Genomic DNA, 17,121 nt, shown 5'->3' on the forward strand with positions numbered 1-17,121 from the left:
AGAGTACTGCGGGGTCAGCCCGTGGGAGGCCAGGGCGCCGCTGACCGGTGGACGGCACCGAGCCGTACGCTTGAACTTAGAAGGGGGAGGCCTCGCGGCCTCCCCCTTTTTTCGTTTGTGGGCTTTTGTCTCACATAGTAGCTGTGTTTTATAACCCTCGTTTGTCGCATCTTCTGTGAACGGGCTACAATAACTTAGTCTGTGCGATATGGAGGTGAACATGGCTGAAGCTGGTATCGGCGTTGATATCGTCGAGATTTCCCGGATGAAATCAATTCTTGAAAAGACGCCGTCGTTTGCTCGGCGTGTGTTTACCGAAGAAGAGCGTGCGTATTGCGATGCATCATCGCGTCCCGCTGCTCACTATGCGAGCCGCTTTGCTTCGCGCGAGGCGGTGCTTAAAGCTCTCGGCACGGGTTTTAGTCAAGGCGTGGGTCGCAAGGATGTTTCGGTAACGTGTGATAAACTCGGCAAACCGAAGGCGCTGCTTTCGGGCCATGCTCTCGAGATCGCTCAAGAACTGGGTGTTGTTGAGGTCGCTCTTTCCATTACGCTTACGGGAGACTTGGCCGTTGCGAATGCCATCGCGATTACCGAAGATGCTCGGCCTAAGCCAAAAGATGAAAAGGTGAGCACCAAGAAACGCGTTGCGCAGACATTTAAAGAGGCTCGCTCTGTTTTAGATGAGCTTGAGCAGCTGCAGAATTCAGCATTGACGGAGCACTTGGGCGATGCTTCGCAAGATACGCTAGGAGCATAGATGAAACCGGTTTTGAGTACCGAAGAAGTCGTTCGTCTCGAGGATATCATCGAACGCGAAGGGACTTCGAAGGCCGAGCTTATGGAGCTAGCGGGTGAGTTTGCCGCCAACGAGGTCTTGAAGCTCAATCCCGATCGGGTTCTCGTTCTGGTCGGTTTTGGTAATAATGGCGGCGACGGTTGGGTTGCCGCCGATATCCTGAGCCATAAGGGTGTGGACGTCGATATCGTTTCTCCGGTTGAGCCGGATGAGATTCCTGCTGCTCTGGCACGTCATGTTGCTCGTCGTACTGCCGGCCGCGATGTGCACGTTTGCGTCGGCCCCTCGCGTGACGAACTCGAGGTTTTGATCGATAAGGCCGATGTTGTTGTCGATGCCATATTTGGTACCGGCTTCCACGGGAATCTGCGTGCGCCGTTCTCCATCTGGATTCCTACGGTCAATGAATGCGCCGATTGTGTCGTATCCATTGATGTCCCCTCGGGCCTGAATGCCGAGACGGGCGTTGTTGATGACGACTGCATTCGTGCCGAGCATACGGTGACGATGATTGCGCCCAAGATTGGTTTGTATAGCGCTGATGGCCCTGAGTATGCTGGCGATTTGATCTGCGGCAATCTTTACGACCGTCTTGACGAGGTCATCGATGATGTCGACCACGCCGCCGAGATTGTCGAGCCCGGTGACTTAGTCGATTACTTTGCTCCACTACCTACGAATATCGATAAGTATTCCCGTGGCTCTGTGCTTATTGTCGCCGGATCTGCACAATATCCTGGTGCTGCCATTATGGCGGCCAAGTCTGCAGCTCGCGCGGGTGCTGGTTACGTGGCAGTCGCGGCTCCTGACGCCTGCGCTAATCTTATTCGCATGGCACTTCCTTCGATTCCCGTCTTTGCTATTCCGTCTGATTCCCGCGGCTCCTTTGGCGCCGCTGCGCGCATGACGGTGTGCGAGATTGCAAAGAAGTACAGCTGCGTACTGTGCGGTCCCGGTATGACGACGTCTGCCGGCGCTATGCAGGTGGTTTCGGGCTTGCTCGAGCTTGATGTGCCGCTTATTTTGGATGCCGATGCACTCAACTGCCTTGCTAAGATTGCCATTGGCGGTATTGATAGTAACCCCGAGATGTATCGTCGCGAGCAGCCGTTGGTTATGACGCCGCACTATCGTGAGCTTTCGCGTCTGGTTGCCGGTGACGAGGTGAACGACCTTGGTACCGCGATTGCGGCCGCGCAGAAGGTTGTCTGGGCTGCAGGCTCCGACAATCTGGTGGTCATTGCCAAGGGGCCGACGACGGCTATCTGTGGCGTTGAGCGTGTACTGCTGCCGCTCTCGGGTCCGGCTTCTCTGGCAACTGCCGGTTCAGGTGATGTTCTCGCGGGTATTTTGGCCGGCACGCTTGCCACCATGCGCGACGAGATGGATCGTTGGGAGTTGCTGTATTCGTACGCCGTCGCACTTCACAGCTACGCCGGTTTTGCCGCGGCGACGGAGTATGGTGAGAAGAGCGTTATCGCGACCGATCTTATCGACTTGATCGGTCCTGCCATGGAGCTGGCGGCAAAGGATGCGCTCGAAGATCTGGGAATCATGGACGAAGGGTCGGATGACTAATCATGAATAAAGCCGATTTGACGCGCTGGTCCTGGGTCGAGATCGACCGCGGGGCGCTCCGTCGCAACACGAGGGCCTATAAGAATTTGCTGAATCCACGTCAGCGCCTGTGCTGCGTGGTTAAGGCCGATGCTTATGGTCATGGAGCTGTTGAGTGCGCCAAGATCATGTATTCGGCCGGTGCCGACATGTTTGCCGTGGCGACGGTTAACGAGGGCGTTGAGCTCCGACAGGGCGGGATTACGAAACCCATCCTCATCCTAAGCGAGCCGCCTATCGAGGCCATTCCGACGTTGCTCGAGTTTGATATCATGCCCTCGGTCTATACGTCTGACTTTGCTCTTGCGTATGGCGAATGTGCCGTCGCGGCGGGCAAGGTGGGCAAGTATCATCTCGCCATCGAGACAGGTATGAATCGTATCGGCGTACACTACACACAGGTGCTCGACTTTGTCCGCGGTATTAATTTCCATCGCGGTATTCAGTGCGACGGCGTATTTACGCACTTCGCCACGGCCGATGAACCTTCGGGCTGGGACTACAAGCTGCAGTGTCAGCGCTTTACCGAGGCCGTTCAAGCCATTAAGGATGCGGGTTTTGAGTGCGGTATCGTGCACTGCGCCAACACGCCGTCCTCGATGCTCGACCCCTCGATGCATTTTGATATGATTCGCGCCGGCGTTGGCTTGTATGGCATGCAGCCGTGCGAGCTGAGTGGTCGCGTGATGCAGCTTGATCCCGTTATGAGCGTCCATGCGCGCGTGACGCGCGTGGCACACCCTGCGATGGGTGAGGGCGTGGGCTACGGTTTTACCTACCGCGTACCGCGCACGCGCGTTCAGATCTGCACGCTGCCGATCGGTTATGCCGACGGCCTATCGCGTACGCTTTCCAATCGTATGGATGTGCTGTATCGCGGCGAGCGCGTGCATCAGGTTGGCAATATCTGCATGGACCAGTTTATGGTCGCCATTCAGTCCAACCCGGCACACGAGATTCCCGAGGCCGAGTATGGTGACGAGATGATTATTGTCGGCCGCGATGGCGATGCCGAGATCACTATGGACGAGATGGCCCGACTGCGCGGAACGATTAACTACGAGGTCGCCTGCGGCTTTGGCATGCGTCTCGACAAGGTCTACGTGTAGGAGCCGCTATGGGCGTCATGCACATCCCGGGCCATACCCATCAGGCGCCGCGTGAGGTCGCACTCGAGGAGATCGAGGCCGTTCTGGGCGATTGTCACCTCTGCCAGCTCTACCAGTCGCGTCACAATATCGTGTTTGGCGTGGGAAATCCCCGCGCTCGCGTGATGTTTATTGGCGAGGCACCGGGCCGCAATGAGGATTTGCAGGGCGAACCCTTTGTGGGGGCGGCAGGCGAGGACCTCAACGGCATTTTGTCCCTGGCGGGTCTTAAACGCGAAGACGTCTACATTGCCAATGTGCTTAAGTGCCGCCCGCCGGGAAACCGCAATCCGCGCCCCGAGGAAGTGCTGGCTTGCTCGCCGTTTTTGCGTGAGCAGATTCGTAGCATCTGGCCCGATATCATCGTGACGCTCGGCAACCCCGCGACGCACTTTGTGCTTAAGACCGAGATTGGCATTACTAAGCTGCGCGGTAGGTTCCACCAGATGGGGCATTTTGTAGTAATGCCCACGTTCCATCCGGCAGCAGCGCTGCGCAATCCGGCGTGGCAGGAGCTGTTGGAGGAAGACTTTAAGATGCTGGGCGACTATCTGGAGCGACATCCCGCACCAGAGGACGCCTCGGAATAATAAGGAGCATATATGTCCCTGGAGCGCCTGGGGGTAGGTACTTACAAAACGACTTGCGCTGCCGATACGGAGTACTTTGGCGAGCTAATTGCACCGTGCCTTGAGGACGGCGATGTGCTCATCCTGACCGGCGGCCTGGGAGTGGGCAAAACTCACTTTACCAAGGGCGTCTCGCGCGGGCTGGGCGATGAGCATATGGTTACGAGCCCTACGTTTGCGCTCATGGCCGTTCACGATCAAGGTCGTATTCCGCTGTTTCACTTTGATCTATACCGCCTGGAGCATGCCTACGAGCTCGAGGATACGGGCATTTTCGATGTGCTGGGCTATGAGGGTGCTTGCCTGCTGGAATGGGGCGAACAATTCCAGGACGAGCTGACGGATGAGTATCTTTCGGTGACGCTCAAGCGTGATGAGGGCGACAGCGATGTGCGAACGATAACGCTTGAGGCGCACGGTGACCGCGCAATGGAGCTTTCCCATTTGATTGATAAGGCTGTACAAGATGAGCTTGCATAACGACAACGCGCTGGTGGTGGCGCTCGATACCTCGACCGACATGCTTGCCTGCGCGGCAAGCTGGATTGATGGGCAGACGGGCGAGACGAAGCTCGTGAGTGGCGACCACATGTGTCGCCGTCACGCAAACGTTGAGCTCGTGAATACCGTTGATGGCGTGCTGGCTCAAGCCGGTCTGGATCGCAGCGATGTTGGTTGCTACGTGGTCGGCCGCGGCCCGGGGTCGTTTACGGGTGTGCGCATCGGCATCTCCACTGCCAAGGGCCTCGCGCGCGGTGCCAATGTTCCGCTGCTGGGCGTGTCGACGCTCGACGCTTGCGCTTGGACGGCGTGGAAGGCTGGCGTGCGCGGCAAGCTTGGTATCTTGGCCGATGCTATGCGCGGTGAGGTATATCCGGCGCTGTATATGCTGGTCGATGAGGGTCCCGAGCGTCAATTTGAGCGCGAACACGTGGTCAAGGCCGCCGTGGCGCTCGATGAGTGGCGCCAAGCAGCGGACTGGGACCAGGTTCAGCTGACCGGTGACGGTCTCGTGCGCTATGGCAAGCTGCTGGGTGAGGACGAGACCGCCCGCTGCGTGGAGCGCGACCTGTGGTGGCCTTCGGGCGAGGGCTTGCTGCTCGCGCACGCTGCGGGTGACGGCGATCCGGCCCGCGTCTTGCCGATTTACACGCGCCTTTCGGATGCCGAGGAAAACGAGCGCAAGCGTCTTGGTCTTGCCGAGAGTGCGCAGAGCGAAATTACGGGTGTTGCCGATGAGCTCGCCGGTCGTCATCTGCAGTTCCGCCCCATGGGCGCGGCGGATGCCGAGGGCGCGAGCGCGCTGGAGGCTGCCTGCTTTGAAGGTGCCGGACACGAGGCGTGGACGCCGGGCATGTTCCTGTCCGAACTGGGCGAGGACGTTGCTGCGCCGCGTAGTTGGTGGGTGGCACACGACGACGGCAAGCTGCTGGGCCTTGCCGGCGGTATGGTTGTGGACGGTGATGTGCAGATTCTGGATGTCGCCGTCGACCCGGCACATCGCCGCGAGGGCATTGCCCGCAAGCTGCTGTCGCACGTGAGCTATGATGCCCAGATGCTCGGCTGCACCACGGCTTCGCTCGAGGTCGAGGACGGTAACGAGGGAGCGATCGCGCTTTATAACGCTCTGGGCTTTACCGAGGCTGGCCGTCGTCGCGGTTACTACGGTGTTGGCAAAGATGCCATCGTCATGACGGCGCCGCTGCCCTTGGTGCTCCCGGTCGACAACGCTTCGCCCGAGCCGACGGCGGCTGAGCAGCGTGTATGGCCGCTGCCTGCGCCCGAGCGAACCGTTGAGGAGCGCGCTGAAATTGAGCGCCGTCGCCTAGTGCTCGCTATCGAGAGTTCCTGCGACGAGACGGCCGTGGCGATTATCGATGCGGATGGCAATATGCTGGCCAACCAGGTGTCGACACAGATTGATTTTCACGCCCGCTTTGGCGGCGTGGTGCCCGAGATCGCCTCGCGCAAACACGTTGAGGTGATTGTGAGTGTCGTGGATGCGGCGCTCGAGGATGCCGCAGCATCGCTTGGTCTTGAGGGTGGAGCCATTGCCCCCAGCGAGCTTGCCGCCGTGGGCGTGACACAGGGTCCGGGCCTGGTGGGCGCTCTCGTGGTGGGCGTTGCCTTTGCCAAAGGCTTTGCCTACGCTGCCGGTAAGCCGCTCGTATGCGTCAACCATCTGGAGGGGCACCTGTTTGCTAACTTGCTGGCGCAGCCCGACCTCAAGCCGCCGTTCATCTTCACGCTTGTCTCGGGCGGGCACACCATGCTCGTGCACGTAAAGGCATGGGGCGACTACGAGGTGCTCGGTGAGACGCTCGACGACGCCGTGGGCGAGGCCTTCGACAAGGTGGCCAAGGCGTTGGGCCTGGGCTATCCCGGTGGCCCCATCATTTCCAAGCTGGCCGAGACGGGCAATCCCCGCGCGATCGATTTCCCCCGTGCGCTTAACAGCAGGGGAGACTATCGTTTCTCGCTTTCGGGTCTTAAAACGGCCGTGACGCTCTACATCGAGCAGGAGACCAAGGCCGGGCGCACGATTCACCTGCCCGATCTGGCGGCTTCGTTTGAGGCGGCTGTCTTTGACGTGCAGTACAAGAAGGCCAAAAACGCATTGCACGCTACCGGATGTAAGGAATACTGCATCGGCGGCGGCGTCTCGGCCAACCCGCATCTGCGCGAGATGATGATCAAGAAGCTTGGACGTCAGGGGATTCGCGTAACGGTGCCGCCCTTGTCTGCCTGTACCGATAACGCAGCCATGATCGCGGAGGTCGCCCGCCGTAAATTCGACCGAGGTGAAATCTCGCCGTTCGACGTCGACGCCGATCCAAACATGACGCTGTAGTCGTACGGGTGCGGTCCCCGACGCTGCCCGGGCGCCAGCGGCCGCATATGAACTTTCCTGCTCTACAGTCCTGCTCACGACGGGGGCCACATTAAGTGGCCTCCTGTTCGTGCGGAACTCGCGATAAAGTTCATATGCGGCCGCTGGCGCCCGGGCAGCGCCGGGGACCTTTCTGTATCGATATAGCTTCTGAGCTGGTTTGGCGTCGACAACGTCCGGCAAGGTTAGCCAGCTGCGTCGAATTTTCGGCGTGCTTTAGCTGAAAGAAAAAGATGGTGTGCGGAGCTTTGCTCCGCATTTGGGATGGGAGCCCCTCGGGAGCGGGCGGGCGTATACAAGGTTTATCGCGAGTTCCGCACGAGCCGGAGAGCACTTAATGTGCTCTCCGTGCGAGCAGGACTGTAGAGCAGGAAACCTTGTATACGCCCGCCCGCTCCCGAGGGGCATCCCTCATGCAAAAACTGTCGTGGGGTAAAGTCCGAGGTCAGTGGCGTTTTATACCGAGAAATCCAAAAAAGTTGAAAATTCATTACAAATTTGCGTTGACTTTAGGCAACTAAAGTTTCATACTCCTTTTCAACCACTGGGGGATGTGAACACGCACGGATTGTTCGCATCATGATTGAAGAGGATTTCTTAGACATGTTCACGCATCAGCTAAACATTATCAGCGTAGTAATTATCTGATGCGGGTTAGCACATACAGCTAGCCCGTACGATAACGGGCGGCTGATGAAGATGAGGGCCGTCGAGCGCAACCGACGGCCCTCATTTTTTATGTCTAGGAAGTTCTTTTTAGAGGAGGAAATGCAATGAACGGAGTTTTGCTCATGGTTGTGGCCGCGGCGGTGCTCGCCTGCGGCTATCTGGGCTATGGCCGATGGCTGGCCAACAAGTGGGGCGTTGACAAAGAGGCCCTCACGCCGGCCAAGCGCATGAAGGACGGCAAGAGCTTCTCGCCCGTCTCCGCCTTCACCGCGTTCTCGCACCAGTTCAGCTCGATCTGCGGTGCTGGCCCTGTCACGGGTACGATCGTCGCCATGGCCTTTGGCTGGCTGCCTGTCGTGCTCTGGGTCCTCATCGGCGGCATCTTCTTTGGCGCCGTCCACGACTTTGGTGCCCTGTACGCTTCGATGAAGAACAACGGCAAGTCGCTCGCTCAGCTCATCGAGAAGTACATCGGCAAGACCGGCCGTCGCCTGTTCCTGCTGTTCTGCTGGCTGTTCTGCATCATCGTCATCGCCGCCTTCACCGACATGGTCTGCAAGACGTTCATGTTCACCCCGGCCGTTGACGCTTCTGGTGCTGCTACCGGTGCCATCGACTTCACCAAGTCCTATGCCGCCGGCTGCGCTGGTACCATCTCCATCCTGTTCACCTTCGTCGCTATCGCCTTTGGTTGGGCCCAGAAGAAGTTCAACCTCACCGGCGCTGCCGAGTTCGTCACCGGCGTTGTCCTCATGGTTCTTATGTTCGCCGTCGGTATGCAGTTCCCGGTCTACCTGGATAAGTTCCAGTGGTTCGCCGTCGTCATGGTCTACCTGGTCTTCGCTGGCGCTATGCCCATCCAGATGCTCAAGACCCCGCGTGACTACCTCACTTCCATCATGATGATTGTCATGATCGTCTGCGCTGTCCTCGGCATCGTCGTCCTGGGCGTCAACGGTCAGGCCACTATCACCGCTCCGGTCTTCACCGGCTTCTCCACTGCCTCCGGCATGATGTTCCCGGTCCTGTTCGTCTCCGTCGCTTGCGGTGCTCTCTCCGGTTTCCACAGCCTCGTTTCTTCCGGCACCTCTTCTAAGCAGGTCGAGAAGGAGCAGGACGCCGTCAAGGTCGGTTACGGCGCCATGATCGTCGAGTCCTTCGTCGGCATCCTTGCCATCATCGTCGCTGGCATCATGTTCTCCGACATGAACACCGCCGGTACCGGCGCCCTCAACGCCGGTGTCGCTTCCACCCCGTTCCAGATCTTCGCCGCTGGCATCTCCCGCGGTATGCAGGCCTTCGGTGTTGACGGCACGCTCGCTACCGTCTTCATGACCATGAACGTCTCCGCTCTGGCCCTGACCTCGCTCGACGCCGTCGCCCGCATCGCCCGCACTTCGTTCTCCGAGTTCTTTGCCCAGACCAACGATGCCCTGGCCATCGAGTCCAAGGCCGGCTACATGAAGGTCCTCGGCAACCCCTGGTTCGCCACGGTCGTTACCCTGCTTCCCGGTTTCGCCCTCGCTTTTGGTGGCTATGCCAACATCTGGCCGCTCTTTGGTGCTTCCAACCAGCTGCTCGGCGGCATGACCATGATCACCCTCGCCGTGTTCTGCAAGTGCACCGGCCGCAAGGGCTGGATGCTCTATGTGCCCGTCGCCTTCCTGCTCTGCTGCACCTTCACCTCGCTGGTCCAGAGCGCCATGGGCTGCATGGCCGCTGTCCAGGCTTACGGCTTCTTCGGCACCATCCCGGCTACCGCCACCACGGCCGCCGTCTCCGTCGCCGCCACCAAGGGCCTGCAGCTTGTCTTCGCCGTCCTGCTGATGGTCCTGGGCCTCATCGTTGCCGTTAACTGCCTCAAGGAGTTCTTCGGCAAGGAGGCCGGTTCCATGCCCGACGAGGAGCCCGAGTGGTCTGAGATGGGCAAGGCCGAGTACGGCCGCGCCGCTGCCGCTGAGGCTCCTGCCGACGCCGAGGCCGCCAAGGCTTAGTTGACCTGACGAGTTGAACGTCACATCTATATGACTCGGAAAGACCGGGTCCGCGATTTCGCGGGCTCGGTCCTTTTTTCATGCAAAAGCGGGTGACGCTCGAGTGTTCTCGCAGATGTTTTGCGTGGATAAGGGCGCGCGTTGTACCATATAGACGTATATGTGTGCATATGAAAGGGGCCCCGTGGCCAAGACGGTATATTCCGATAACCAAAATAATGTCGATGCCCTGGCTGAACGTCTGAGCAGCCGGACGTCGCTTTCTGCCGAGCGTGCCAAGCTGGTTGCCTACGACCTGCTCTGCCGCAAGGTGCTCAAGATTAAGTCGAGTGCGCTGGCGCAGATTTTCCGCTCTGTCGATAAGGAATGTGACACCAAGGCGATGCGCGATGAGCTTATCGCGGCAAATATCGTGACAAAGATCGAGGGTAGCGGCATTAACGGGCGCCCGGCGTTCTATACCATCAATGCCGAGATCCGCGATGTCCAGGAGCAGCCTGCCGAGTCCGTCGAAGATTTTGTCGTCGAGGATTCTGCTGACGTGCCTGCTGTGGAAGAAGTTGCTCCGCGTGAGCATGTCGATACCGATGAGTTGCTCGATGAGAACGTCGTGCGTGCCTTTACGGCCAAGGCAGGACGCGGCGGTTTTGGCGGGGGTGGCAAGCGCGATGCGCAGCGCCGCGCCCAGCAGGAGCGCTTCCGTCGCGCCGTTGCTCAAAAGGGTGAGACGGATGCTGAGGCCGTCGAGGAAAAGTCCGTCGGGATGCAGGAGCCGACTCGCGCTCAAGAGCATGCTGAGATCCAGGACCCCAAGCGTCGCCGCGGTGCCCACTTTAAGGCCGAGCAGCGAGGTATTGCATGCGAGGTCCAGGATTCCGTCGAGGCTGCTGACGCGTCCGATGAACCGGTCAAGAAGGCTCCGGGTTCATGCCGTCCCGGACGTGGTTTTGCGGGGCGCGCGTATCCCGTAAGGCATCAGGAGAAGAGCGAGCCGGCTTCGACCACTCAGGACGAGAAGGCCGTTGAGGCGGCGGCTCGCGAACAGAAGCCTGCTGAGCCGCAGCTTGAGGTTGATGCCGAGGCCAAGGGCCAGCAGCCTACTGATGAGCAGGCGGAGCAGGGCGCGTCGAGCAAGCCTCGCCGCCGTCGCCATCGTGGGGGCCGCAGTTCCCATGCCGAGACTGCAGCCGAGAAGACCATGCCACAGGACGAGGATGCGAAGGTCGAGGTTTCTTCGGGGCAGCCTAAGCGCCAGCCGGCGAAGGAGAGCAAGTCCGATCGTCCGCAGAAGCAGGCGCCTATGCCGAAGCGCGAGCGCAATTCCCAAGGCGATTCTAAGCGCAAGTCTCAGAGGAAGCCGGAGTCTACCGCAGCAGATACTGCTGCCCAGCAGCCCAAGTCGGCAGTCCACGGCGAGGTCTCGGCGTTTGCCCTTGCCCGCGTTTTAGGCAGGCAGCTGCTCAAAGTTGTCCCTACGCCTACGGCGCTCTCTAAGATCAAGGAGCAGCAGACACAGATCGTAAAGGTCGAGGGCAAGGACGGCAAAAAGGCTCCGCAGCGCACTCAGCACAACGAGATGTCCAACCGCAAGATTGCCGAGGAAATCGCAATCATCCAGGCTTGGATCGAGCAGAACCGAGGTGCCGATACGCCGGTTGCCTCGCGCCGCCAGCGTGCCTACCAGATCTTTAACGACGAGAAGGCTTTTGACGGCAAGCACGGTGAGCGCCTGATCAGGCGTATGACCGAAAAGGGCATCAGCATGCAGGCGATCAAGGTCGCCCCCAATCGCCCCGTGCACTTTACGGGCTTTTTTACGCTGGGAGCCGACAAGCCGTTCATTATGGTCGAGAACCTGGACACCTACGACGAGATCGTCAAGCTGCTGCGTGGCCGCAAGCACGCCAAGCTCTTTGGCATCAAGGTGGGCGGCGTGATTTTTGGCGGCGGATGCAAGGCGAGCGTCTCGCATGCCCTGGACGATTATCTGGCCGAGATTGGCTATCGCTTTAACTACGTCTACTACGTGGGCGATATCGATCGCGAGGGCGCGCGTATCGTCGAGCAGACTCGCAATGCCAATGTGGTTGAGATTCGCCTGCATGCCGGCATGTATCGCGCTATGCTCGCCGAGCATAAGCGTCGCGTGAAGGCCGGCGGCGAGTGCGAGCCCGCGGCTGCCAACCAGGGCGTGCCGCAGAACCTGGCGGCGACGATCAAGGATCTGCCCATGGTTACGCGCGTGCAGTTCCGCAACGTGCTGCGCGAGGGCGGGCGCATTCCGCAGGAGATTCTGATGACCGCAGACTATCGGGATGGCGACTCGGGAAGCTTCGACCGCATGCTCAACAACTAGATTCCGCCGTTCTACCGAACGGCGGTCTTCCTGACGCTGCGAGGGGCCCTGGCACGGCAATCTGACGTTCAACTTCGGCGGCGCGACCAGAAGGTCAGCGCCGCCTTGTTTCACGTCACCTTGCCATACCAGGACCCCTCTCGCTGTCACGTCCAAAACATCGAGGTCGCGTGGCCTTCTTTGCGTGCGGAACTCGCGACAAGCTTAATGCCCGGTCCGCCGGGGCCACGCGCCATTTTGTAGATGGCGGCTCGCTTTTCGGAACTGGGCTGATATTTCTTGATGCGAGGTGTTCTCGACTGGTATGGGACGGAGGGATTCCGCGTCCGCCTTTTCGGCGGCCGCGCCCCGCTGCGTCGCTTCGCTCCTTGCGTGCTGCGCTGGAAAACGCTTCGCGTTTCCTCAGCTCCGCACCCTTGCGGGTTCGAATCCCTCCGCTTGCCCACAAGAAAGCGCTCCAGGTTCATAAGGGCCCGGAGCGCTGTGTTCTTAAGGGCTGGGACGGAGGGATTCGAACCCCCAACAGCCGGCACCAAAAACCGGAGTTCTACCGTTGAACTACGTCCCAATGTGCGGTGTTGCCCAAAAGCAACTCGTTTAGTTTACCTAATCTGCGAGGGCATCGCAAACGCCGTCGAGCAGGCGTACGGCGAGTGTCTGCGCGTCGCTGGCCGTGAAGGTGCCGTTGTAGCGCGTCATGCCCGTGAGCTCAATGCGAATGCGTGCCGGCTTCTGCTGCGCGGCGACATTGGCAGTGCGGATGCGCTGGGCCAGGTTGTGGCACTCGGCGAGGGCGATCGTGGCGCGCGGCGCTGCATCTGCGGGCAGCTCATCGCTTGCGATCTCGAGCACTAGGTCAACGTCGGTTGGGACCTCGGAGTCGCAGAGCATCATGCCGCTGTTGTCGGTCGTTGCCGTGGCGATATTCCACATGCGCGACGCAACGCTGCGTGCGATGGGGTCCTCGCCGATAACGGCAATCTGGAAGCGCTCGAGCACGTTGGCGGCGCGAGCAAAACCGATGCGGGACTCGGCTTCGGTGACCGAGGGCTTGCCCTCCCACACATGGTGCAGGCGGTTGATGTAGGCGTAGGTGTCCTGGAAGGCCATGCCGTCGGCAAACAGGCCGACATTTTCCTGGAACTGCTGCAGGGCGGCCTCGGTATGCGGACCAAAGTAGCCGTCGTCTTCGCCACAGGCAAAGCCCAAAACGTTGAGAGCGCGCTGCAGGGCCTGCACATCGGCGCCATGGAAATTGGGCATGCGTAGATAGAGGGTGCGGTCGCCCAGCTTATACGAAGCGTCTACAAGGGCGCTCCAACAGGGGATATCGACGGCATGACCGGCAGCAAGGCCGCTGTCGAGCCTGAAGGTGCTGACGGCCTGCTCAGTGGTGGCTCCAAAGTACTTGTCGGTGACTTCGGCGGCATCAATCGTGTAGCCGAGCTGCAGGAGACGAGACTGCACGTCCTCGACGGCTGCTCCTTGCATGCCCGTTGTAATAGGTTCCATGAACGAACCCCTTTCGGCGTACCATTCGTACTATTTGAGCGTCTGTCGGATAGACAACGCAAAGGGATGCATAAACATGCACTCAACAGTGTAGCAAGTTGTGCCTAAATACGCTGCTGACAGGTTTTATAACCCCCGTTAGTTAAGGCGCTCCACAAAGAAATCTGCCATGGAGAGGAACAGCTCGCGTGCGTGCGGATCAAGCTCAACGTTCTCGATGGCCGCTTTGGCCTTAGCGGTCAGGTCGAGCGCGTAAGTGTGGGCGTAATCGATGGAGCCGGTCTCCTGGAAGATCTCCACGGCGCGTGCGAGCTGCGCGGGGTCCTCGGTGCCCGAGGAGAGGATCGCTTCAATCTCGTCGTGATAGCGCTCATCGGAGAGGGCGTGTACGGCGACAAGCGTGCGCTTGCCCTCGGTGATGTCGGTGCGGAAGTCCTTGTTGGCGGCCTCCTTGGTACCGATCAAGTTGAGCAGATCATCTTGAATCTGGAAGGCAAGGCCCGTGTGCAGGCCAAAGGCGCGCAGCGCCTCAATTTGCTCCTCGCTGCCTCCGCCGATGATGGCTCCGGTGGCAAGCGGCGTGGCTCCGCTGTAGTACGCGGTCTTGTGCGTCGCCATGTCCAGGTAATCGTCGACCGAGATGTCGAAGCGCCCGTCGCGTACCCAACCCAGGTCGAGCGCCTGGCCCTCGATGGTGCGGACGATCATCTCGGTAAGCTCGTGGAGCACGCGGAGTTTTACGTTGGGCTCCAGCGTGGGGTCGTCGAGAACCGTCTTGGTGACCATGGTAAGTGCCAGGTCGCCGCAGTTGATAGCAAGCCCCGTGCCCTCGGTGAGGTGCATGCAGGGCTTACCGCGGCGCAGCTGCCCGTTATCGGCGATGTCGTCGTGGATGAGCGCACCCGACTGGAAATGCTCGATGGCCGCCGCGGCGCTGCGGGCGCTCTCAAAGCTGCCGCCCACTGCGGTGGCGGCGAGCATGCAGATGAGCGGGCGGTGGCGCTTGCCGGCATTGGCGGTAAATGCCGAGAGCGGGGTATACAGGTAGCGCTCGATATCGGCAGAGGTCGCCTGTCCGTCAAAGAACGTGGCCAGATAGTCGTTGATCTGGTCAAAGTGCTGGGCTAAAAAGCTGGTAAACGGACTGGACACGGGTTCTCGCATTCTTTCTTAGGTTGCATCGTTGCGGTGTGCAGATACCATATTGCCACATTGGAGTTGCCGGCGCGTCTGTTTTGGCGATTTGGGGAAACGGGACGTGTGCGCGTGCCGGCTGCTTATATAAGCCTAAAGTGCTCGAGCGCCTTGACGACGCCATCTTTGTCGACCGAGTCGGTGATGTAGTCGGCGCGCTTTTTGAGATAGTCCGGCGCATTGCCCATGGCGATACCGACATCGACGGCGTTCATCAGCGAGACGTCATTGCTGGCGTCGCCGATGCCGTATACGGTTCCGTGGTGGGGATCGAGGGCGTCGAGTACAGACTGGATGCCCCCGCGCTTCGTGCATTCGCGGGGCGAGATTTCGGTTACCTCGAGTTCGAGCTCGTTAAAGCACAGCAGCGGCTCAAGTGCCTTATCTTGAGCGATGTGGTTGGCGAGCGATGTAGACATCAAGATCTTGTAGACACTGTAATGTTGCAGCTGCGTGACTGCGTCGCCCAGGGTGCGCGCGTATCCGGGGGCATCGGGGGCATCGGCACTCATGCGCACGACGCCGTTGAGGCCCTCAAAGCGGATGACCTCGCCCGATTGCTCAAGATAGGGGGCAAGATGCTGCAGCATGCTGGGCGTCATCGACAGATCGCGAATTGCGTGTCCGTTGATCTCGGCGTAACCGCCCGCAAGACAGACGATGCCGGTCCAGGGCAGCTCAAGAAGTTTGGGGTGGATGCAGCTGAGGGTGCGCCCCGTGCAGATAAAGGCCATGTTGCCGTTGGCGACAAACTCGCGGATTGCCTGCGAAACCGCCTCGTTGGGATAGGGGGAGAGGTCCCGCTCGTCTTCGGGAAGGTCTTGGGCGAGCCTGGGGTCTTGCCAGGCGAGCGTTCCGTCGATATCGAAGAAGCAGATATCGCCGCGCTTATGGGCTGCGCTGGCGGCAGGGGAGGCCGAGGTGGTGGGCACAAATTCCGGCTCGAGGCCCATGATCTGGTCAAAATGCTCTTTAACGCGGGGAACGGAGATGCCGATGACCACCTGGGCGGTCTTGCCGGTAATGATGAGGCCCTTGGCGCCCACCGCGACAAACGACGCGTTATCTGCAACGATGGAAGGGTCTGCGACCTCGACGCGCAGACGCGTGGCGCAGTTGGTTGCGCCCACGATATTGCCAACGCCACCTAAAAGCTGAATTACCCGCTCAGCGAGGACGTGATCTTGATCGGATCGACTATCGACCTCGTCGTTGGGAGATTGCTCTTTGGCAAAGCCGCTTTCCGTTAAACGATCGATTGCCGCGCGATTGGCGACATGATCCTCGCGGCCCGGCGTCTTAAGGTCATAGGCCAAGATGAGTGCTCGAAAACTAACAAAAAAGATGAGGCTAAAGGCAAGGCCGATACCGAGCGCCAAAAGATAGGCACCGGCATGCGTGCGCATGAGCGGAATAAAGTTGAAGGCTGCCATCTCCATGAGGCCGCCTGAGAAGATGCCGACGATGCCAAAGAGATTCATGGTTGTGGCAAGGCAAGACGATAAGACGGCGTAGAGAAAAAAGAGCCCGGGGTGGGTGAACATAAAGAGAAACTCGAGTGGCTCGGTAACACCGCAAACCACCGAGGCGATGATGGCGGGAACAAGGATGACCCTGAGGCCGGCGCGGCGCTCGGGTTTTGCGGTGGAGTAGAACGCGGCTGCGATGGCAGGAAGGCCAAAGAGCTTGACCCAGCCAGTGGCGGTAAAACCGGCCCACGGCGCAAGCTCATTAAGGGGGCGCGTGCTATGGGAGAGGATGGGGAGCAAGCTGCTCCACGTGGCGTAGATGCCGTCGTTAATGACCAGGTTGTCGTAGTAGATCGGCATGTAGAGCAGGTGGTGCAGCCCCATGGGCTCGAGTGCTCGCTCCAAAAGCACAAAGATGCCCACGCCAAAGGGGCCGACGCTCGTAAGTGCATGGCGCAGCGTTTCGGTCATTGCGTATACGGAGGGCACGATGGCGGCCGAGATAGCGGCAAGGGCAAACACGGCAAAAAAGCTGATGAGGTAGACCAGCGAGGAGCCCGAGAAGGTGCCGAGCCAATCGGGAACCTTGGCATCGTAGAAGCGGTCATGGATGGCGACGACGGTTGCCGATACCGCCAGCGGGCCGATAATGCCGGTGTCGAGCGTCTTAATGCCGTCGATGACGGTGATACCGTTGGCGGGGGTCAAAGATGACGGGTACTTAAGTCCAAGGTTGTCTCCGCTCAGCTTAATGATCTCGCTCAAAAAGAAGCAATAGGCAAAATAGGCCACGAGTGCCTCGAGGCAGCAGCGTGCCGGTTGCTTTTGGGCAAGACCGATAGGC

At 59.7% G+C, this 17,121-nt stretch carries 11 protein-coding genes and 1 tRNA gene; 8 read left to right on the top strand and 4 right to left on the bottom strand.

The genetic code is table 11. The features are described from left to right. Positions 1-220 precede the first annotated feature (220 nt). From acpS to AB5Z54_RS09310, 8 genes are all read left to right on the top strand, one after another. Positions 221-760, top strand: a complete 540-nt coding sequence (gene acpS / locus AB5Z54_RS09275; protein ID WP_368161320.1) for a holo-ACP synthase — start codon at positions 221-223, stop codon at positions 758-760. Further along, on the top strand, positions 761-2,377 hold the full coding sequence (locus tag AB5Z54_RS09280; RefSeq protein WP_368161322.1) for an NAD(P)H-hydrate dehydratase: 1,617 nt from the start codon (positions 761-763) through the stop codon (positions 2,375-2,377). Positions 2,378-2,379: 2 nt separating this feature from the next. Then, a complete protein-coding gene (gene alr / locus AB5Z54_RS09285; protein ID WP_035137770.1) occupies positions 2,380-3,525 on the top strand; it encodes an alanine racemase in 1,146 nt (381 codons plus the stop codon). A gap of 8 nt (positions 3,526-3,533) precedes the next feature. Next, on the top strand, positions 3,534-4,154 hold the full coding sequence (locus AB5Z54_RS09290) for a uracil-DNA glycosylase (protein WP_006235848.1): 621 nt from the start codon (positions 3,534-3,536) through the stop codon (positions 4,152-4,154). A gap of 12 nt (positions 4,155-4,166) precedes the next feature. Next, positions 4,167-4,673 carry a tRNA (adenosine(37)-N6)-threonylcarbamoyltransferase complex ATPase subunit type 1 TsaE gene (tsaE, locus tag AB5Z54_RS09295; RefSeq protein ID WP_117735673.1) on the top strand — a complete coding sequence of 169 codons (507 nt, stop codon included), beginning with the start codon at positions 4,167-4,169 and terminating at the stop codon, positions 4,671-4,673. Further along, on the top strand, positions 4,660-7,044 hold the full coding sequence (gene tsaD / locus AB5Z54_RS09300) for a tRNA (adenosine(37)-N6)-threonylcarbamoyltransferase complex transferase subunit TsaD (RefSeq protein ID WP_271761489.1): 2,385 nt from the start codon (positions 4,660-4,662) through the stop codon (positions 7,042-7,044). Before tsaE ends, tsaD begins: the two co-directional genes overlap by 14 nt. Before the next feature lie 812 nt (positions 7,045-7,856). Continuing rightward, positions 7,857-9,746 (top strand): carbon starvation CstA family protein, encoded by a 1,890-nt coding sequence (locus AB5Z54_RS09305; RefSeq protein WP_138375217.1) that lies wholly within the window; start codon positions 7,857-7,859, stop codon positions 9,744-9,746. Between the two features lie 184 nt (positions 9,747-9,930). Continuing rightward, a complete protein-coding gene (locus tag AB5Z54_RS09310) occupies positions 9,931-12,102 on the top strand; it encodes a hypothetical protein (RefSeq protein ID WP_138375218.1) in 2,172 nt (723 codons plus the stop codon). 496 nt (positions 12,103-12,598) lie between these two features. Here AB5Z54_RS09310 and AB5Z54_RS09315 read toward each other — a convergent pair. The 4 genes from AB5Z54_RS09315 to AB5Z54_RS09330 form a co-directional block, all read right to left on the bottom strand. Next, positions 12,599-12,670 (bottom strand) — tRNA-Gln (locus AB5Z54_RS09315). 38 nt (positions 12,671-12,708) lie between these two features. Continuing rightward, positions 12,709-13,614 carry a peptidoglycan-binding domain-containing protein gene (locus AB5Z54_RS09320; protein ID WP_022094145.1) on the bottom strand — a complete coding sequence of 302 codons (906 nt, stop codon included), beginning with the start codon at positions 13,612-13,614 and terminating at the stop codon, positions 12,709-12,711. 138 nt (positions 13,615-13,752) lie between these two features. Next, entirely contained in the window at positions 13,753-14,766 is a 1,014-nt protein-coding gene (locus AB5Z54_RS09325) for a polyprenyl synthetase family protein (protein ID WP_138375219.1), read from the bottom strand. A gap of 125 nt (positions 14,767-14,891) precedes the next feature. Further along, on the bottom strand, positions 14,892-17,121 hold a 2,230-nt coding region (locus tag AB5Z54_RS09330), incomplete at its 5' end, for a PTS transporter subunit EIIC (RefSeq protein WP_368161324.1).

Source organism: Collinsella aerofaciens (genome assembly GCF_040910185.1).
GTDB lineage: Bacteria > Actinomycetota > Coriobacteriia > Coriobacteriales > Coriobacteriaceae > Collinsella > Collinsella aerofaciens_BF.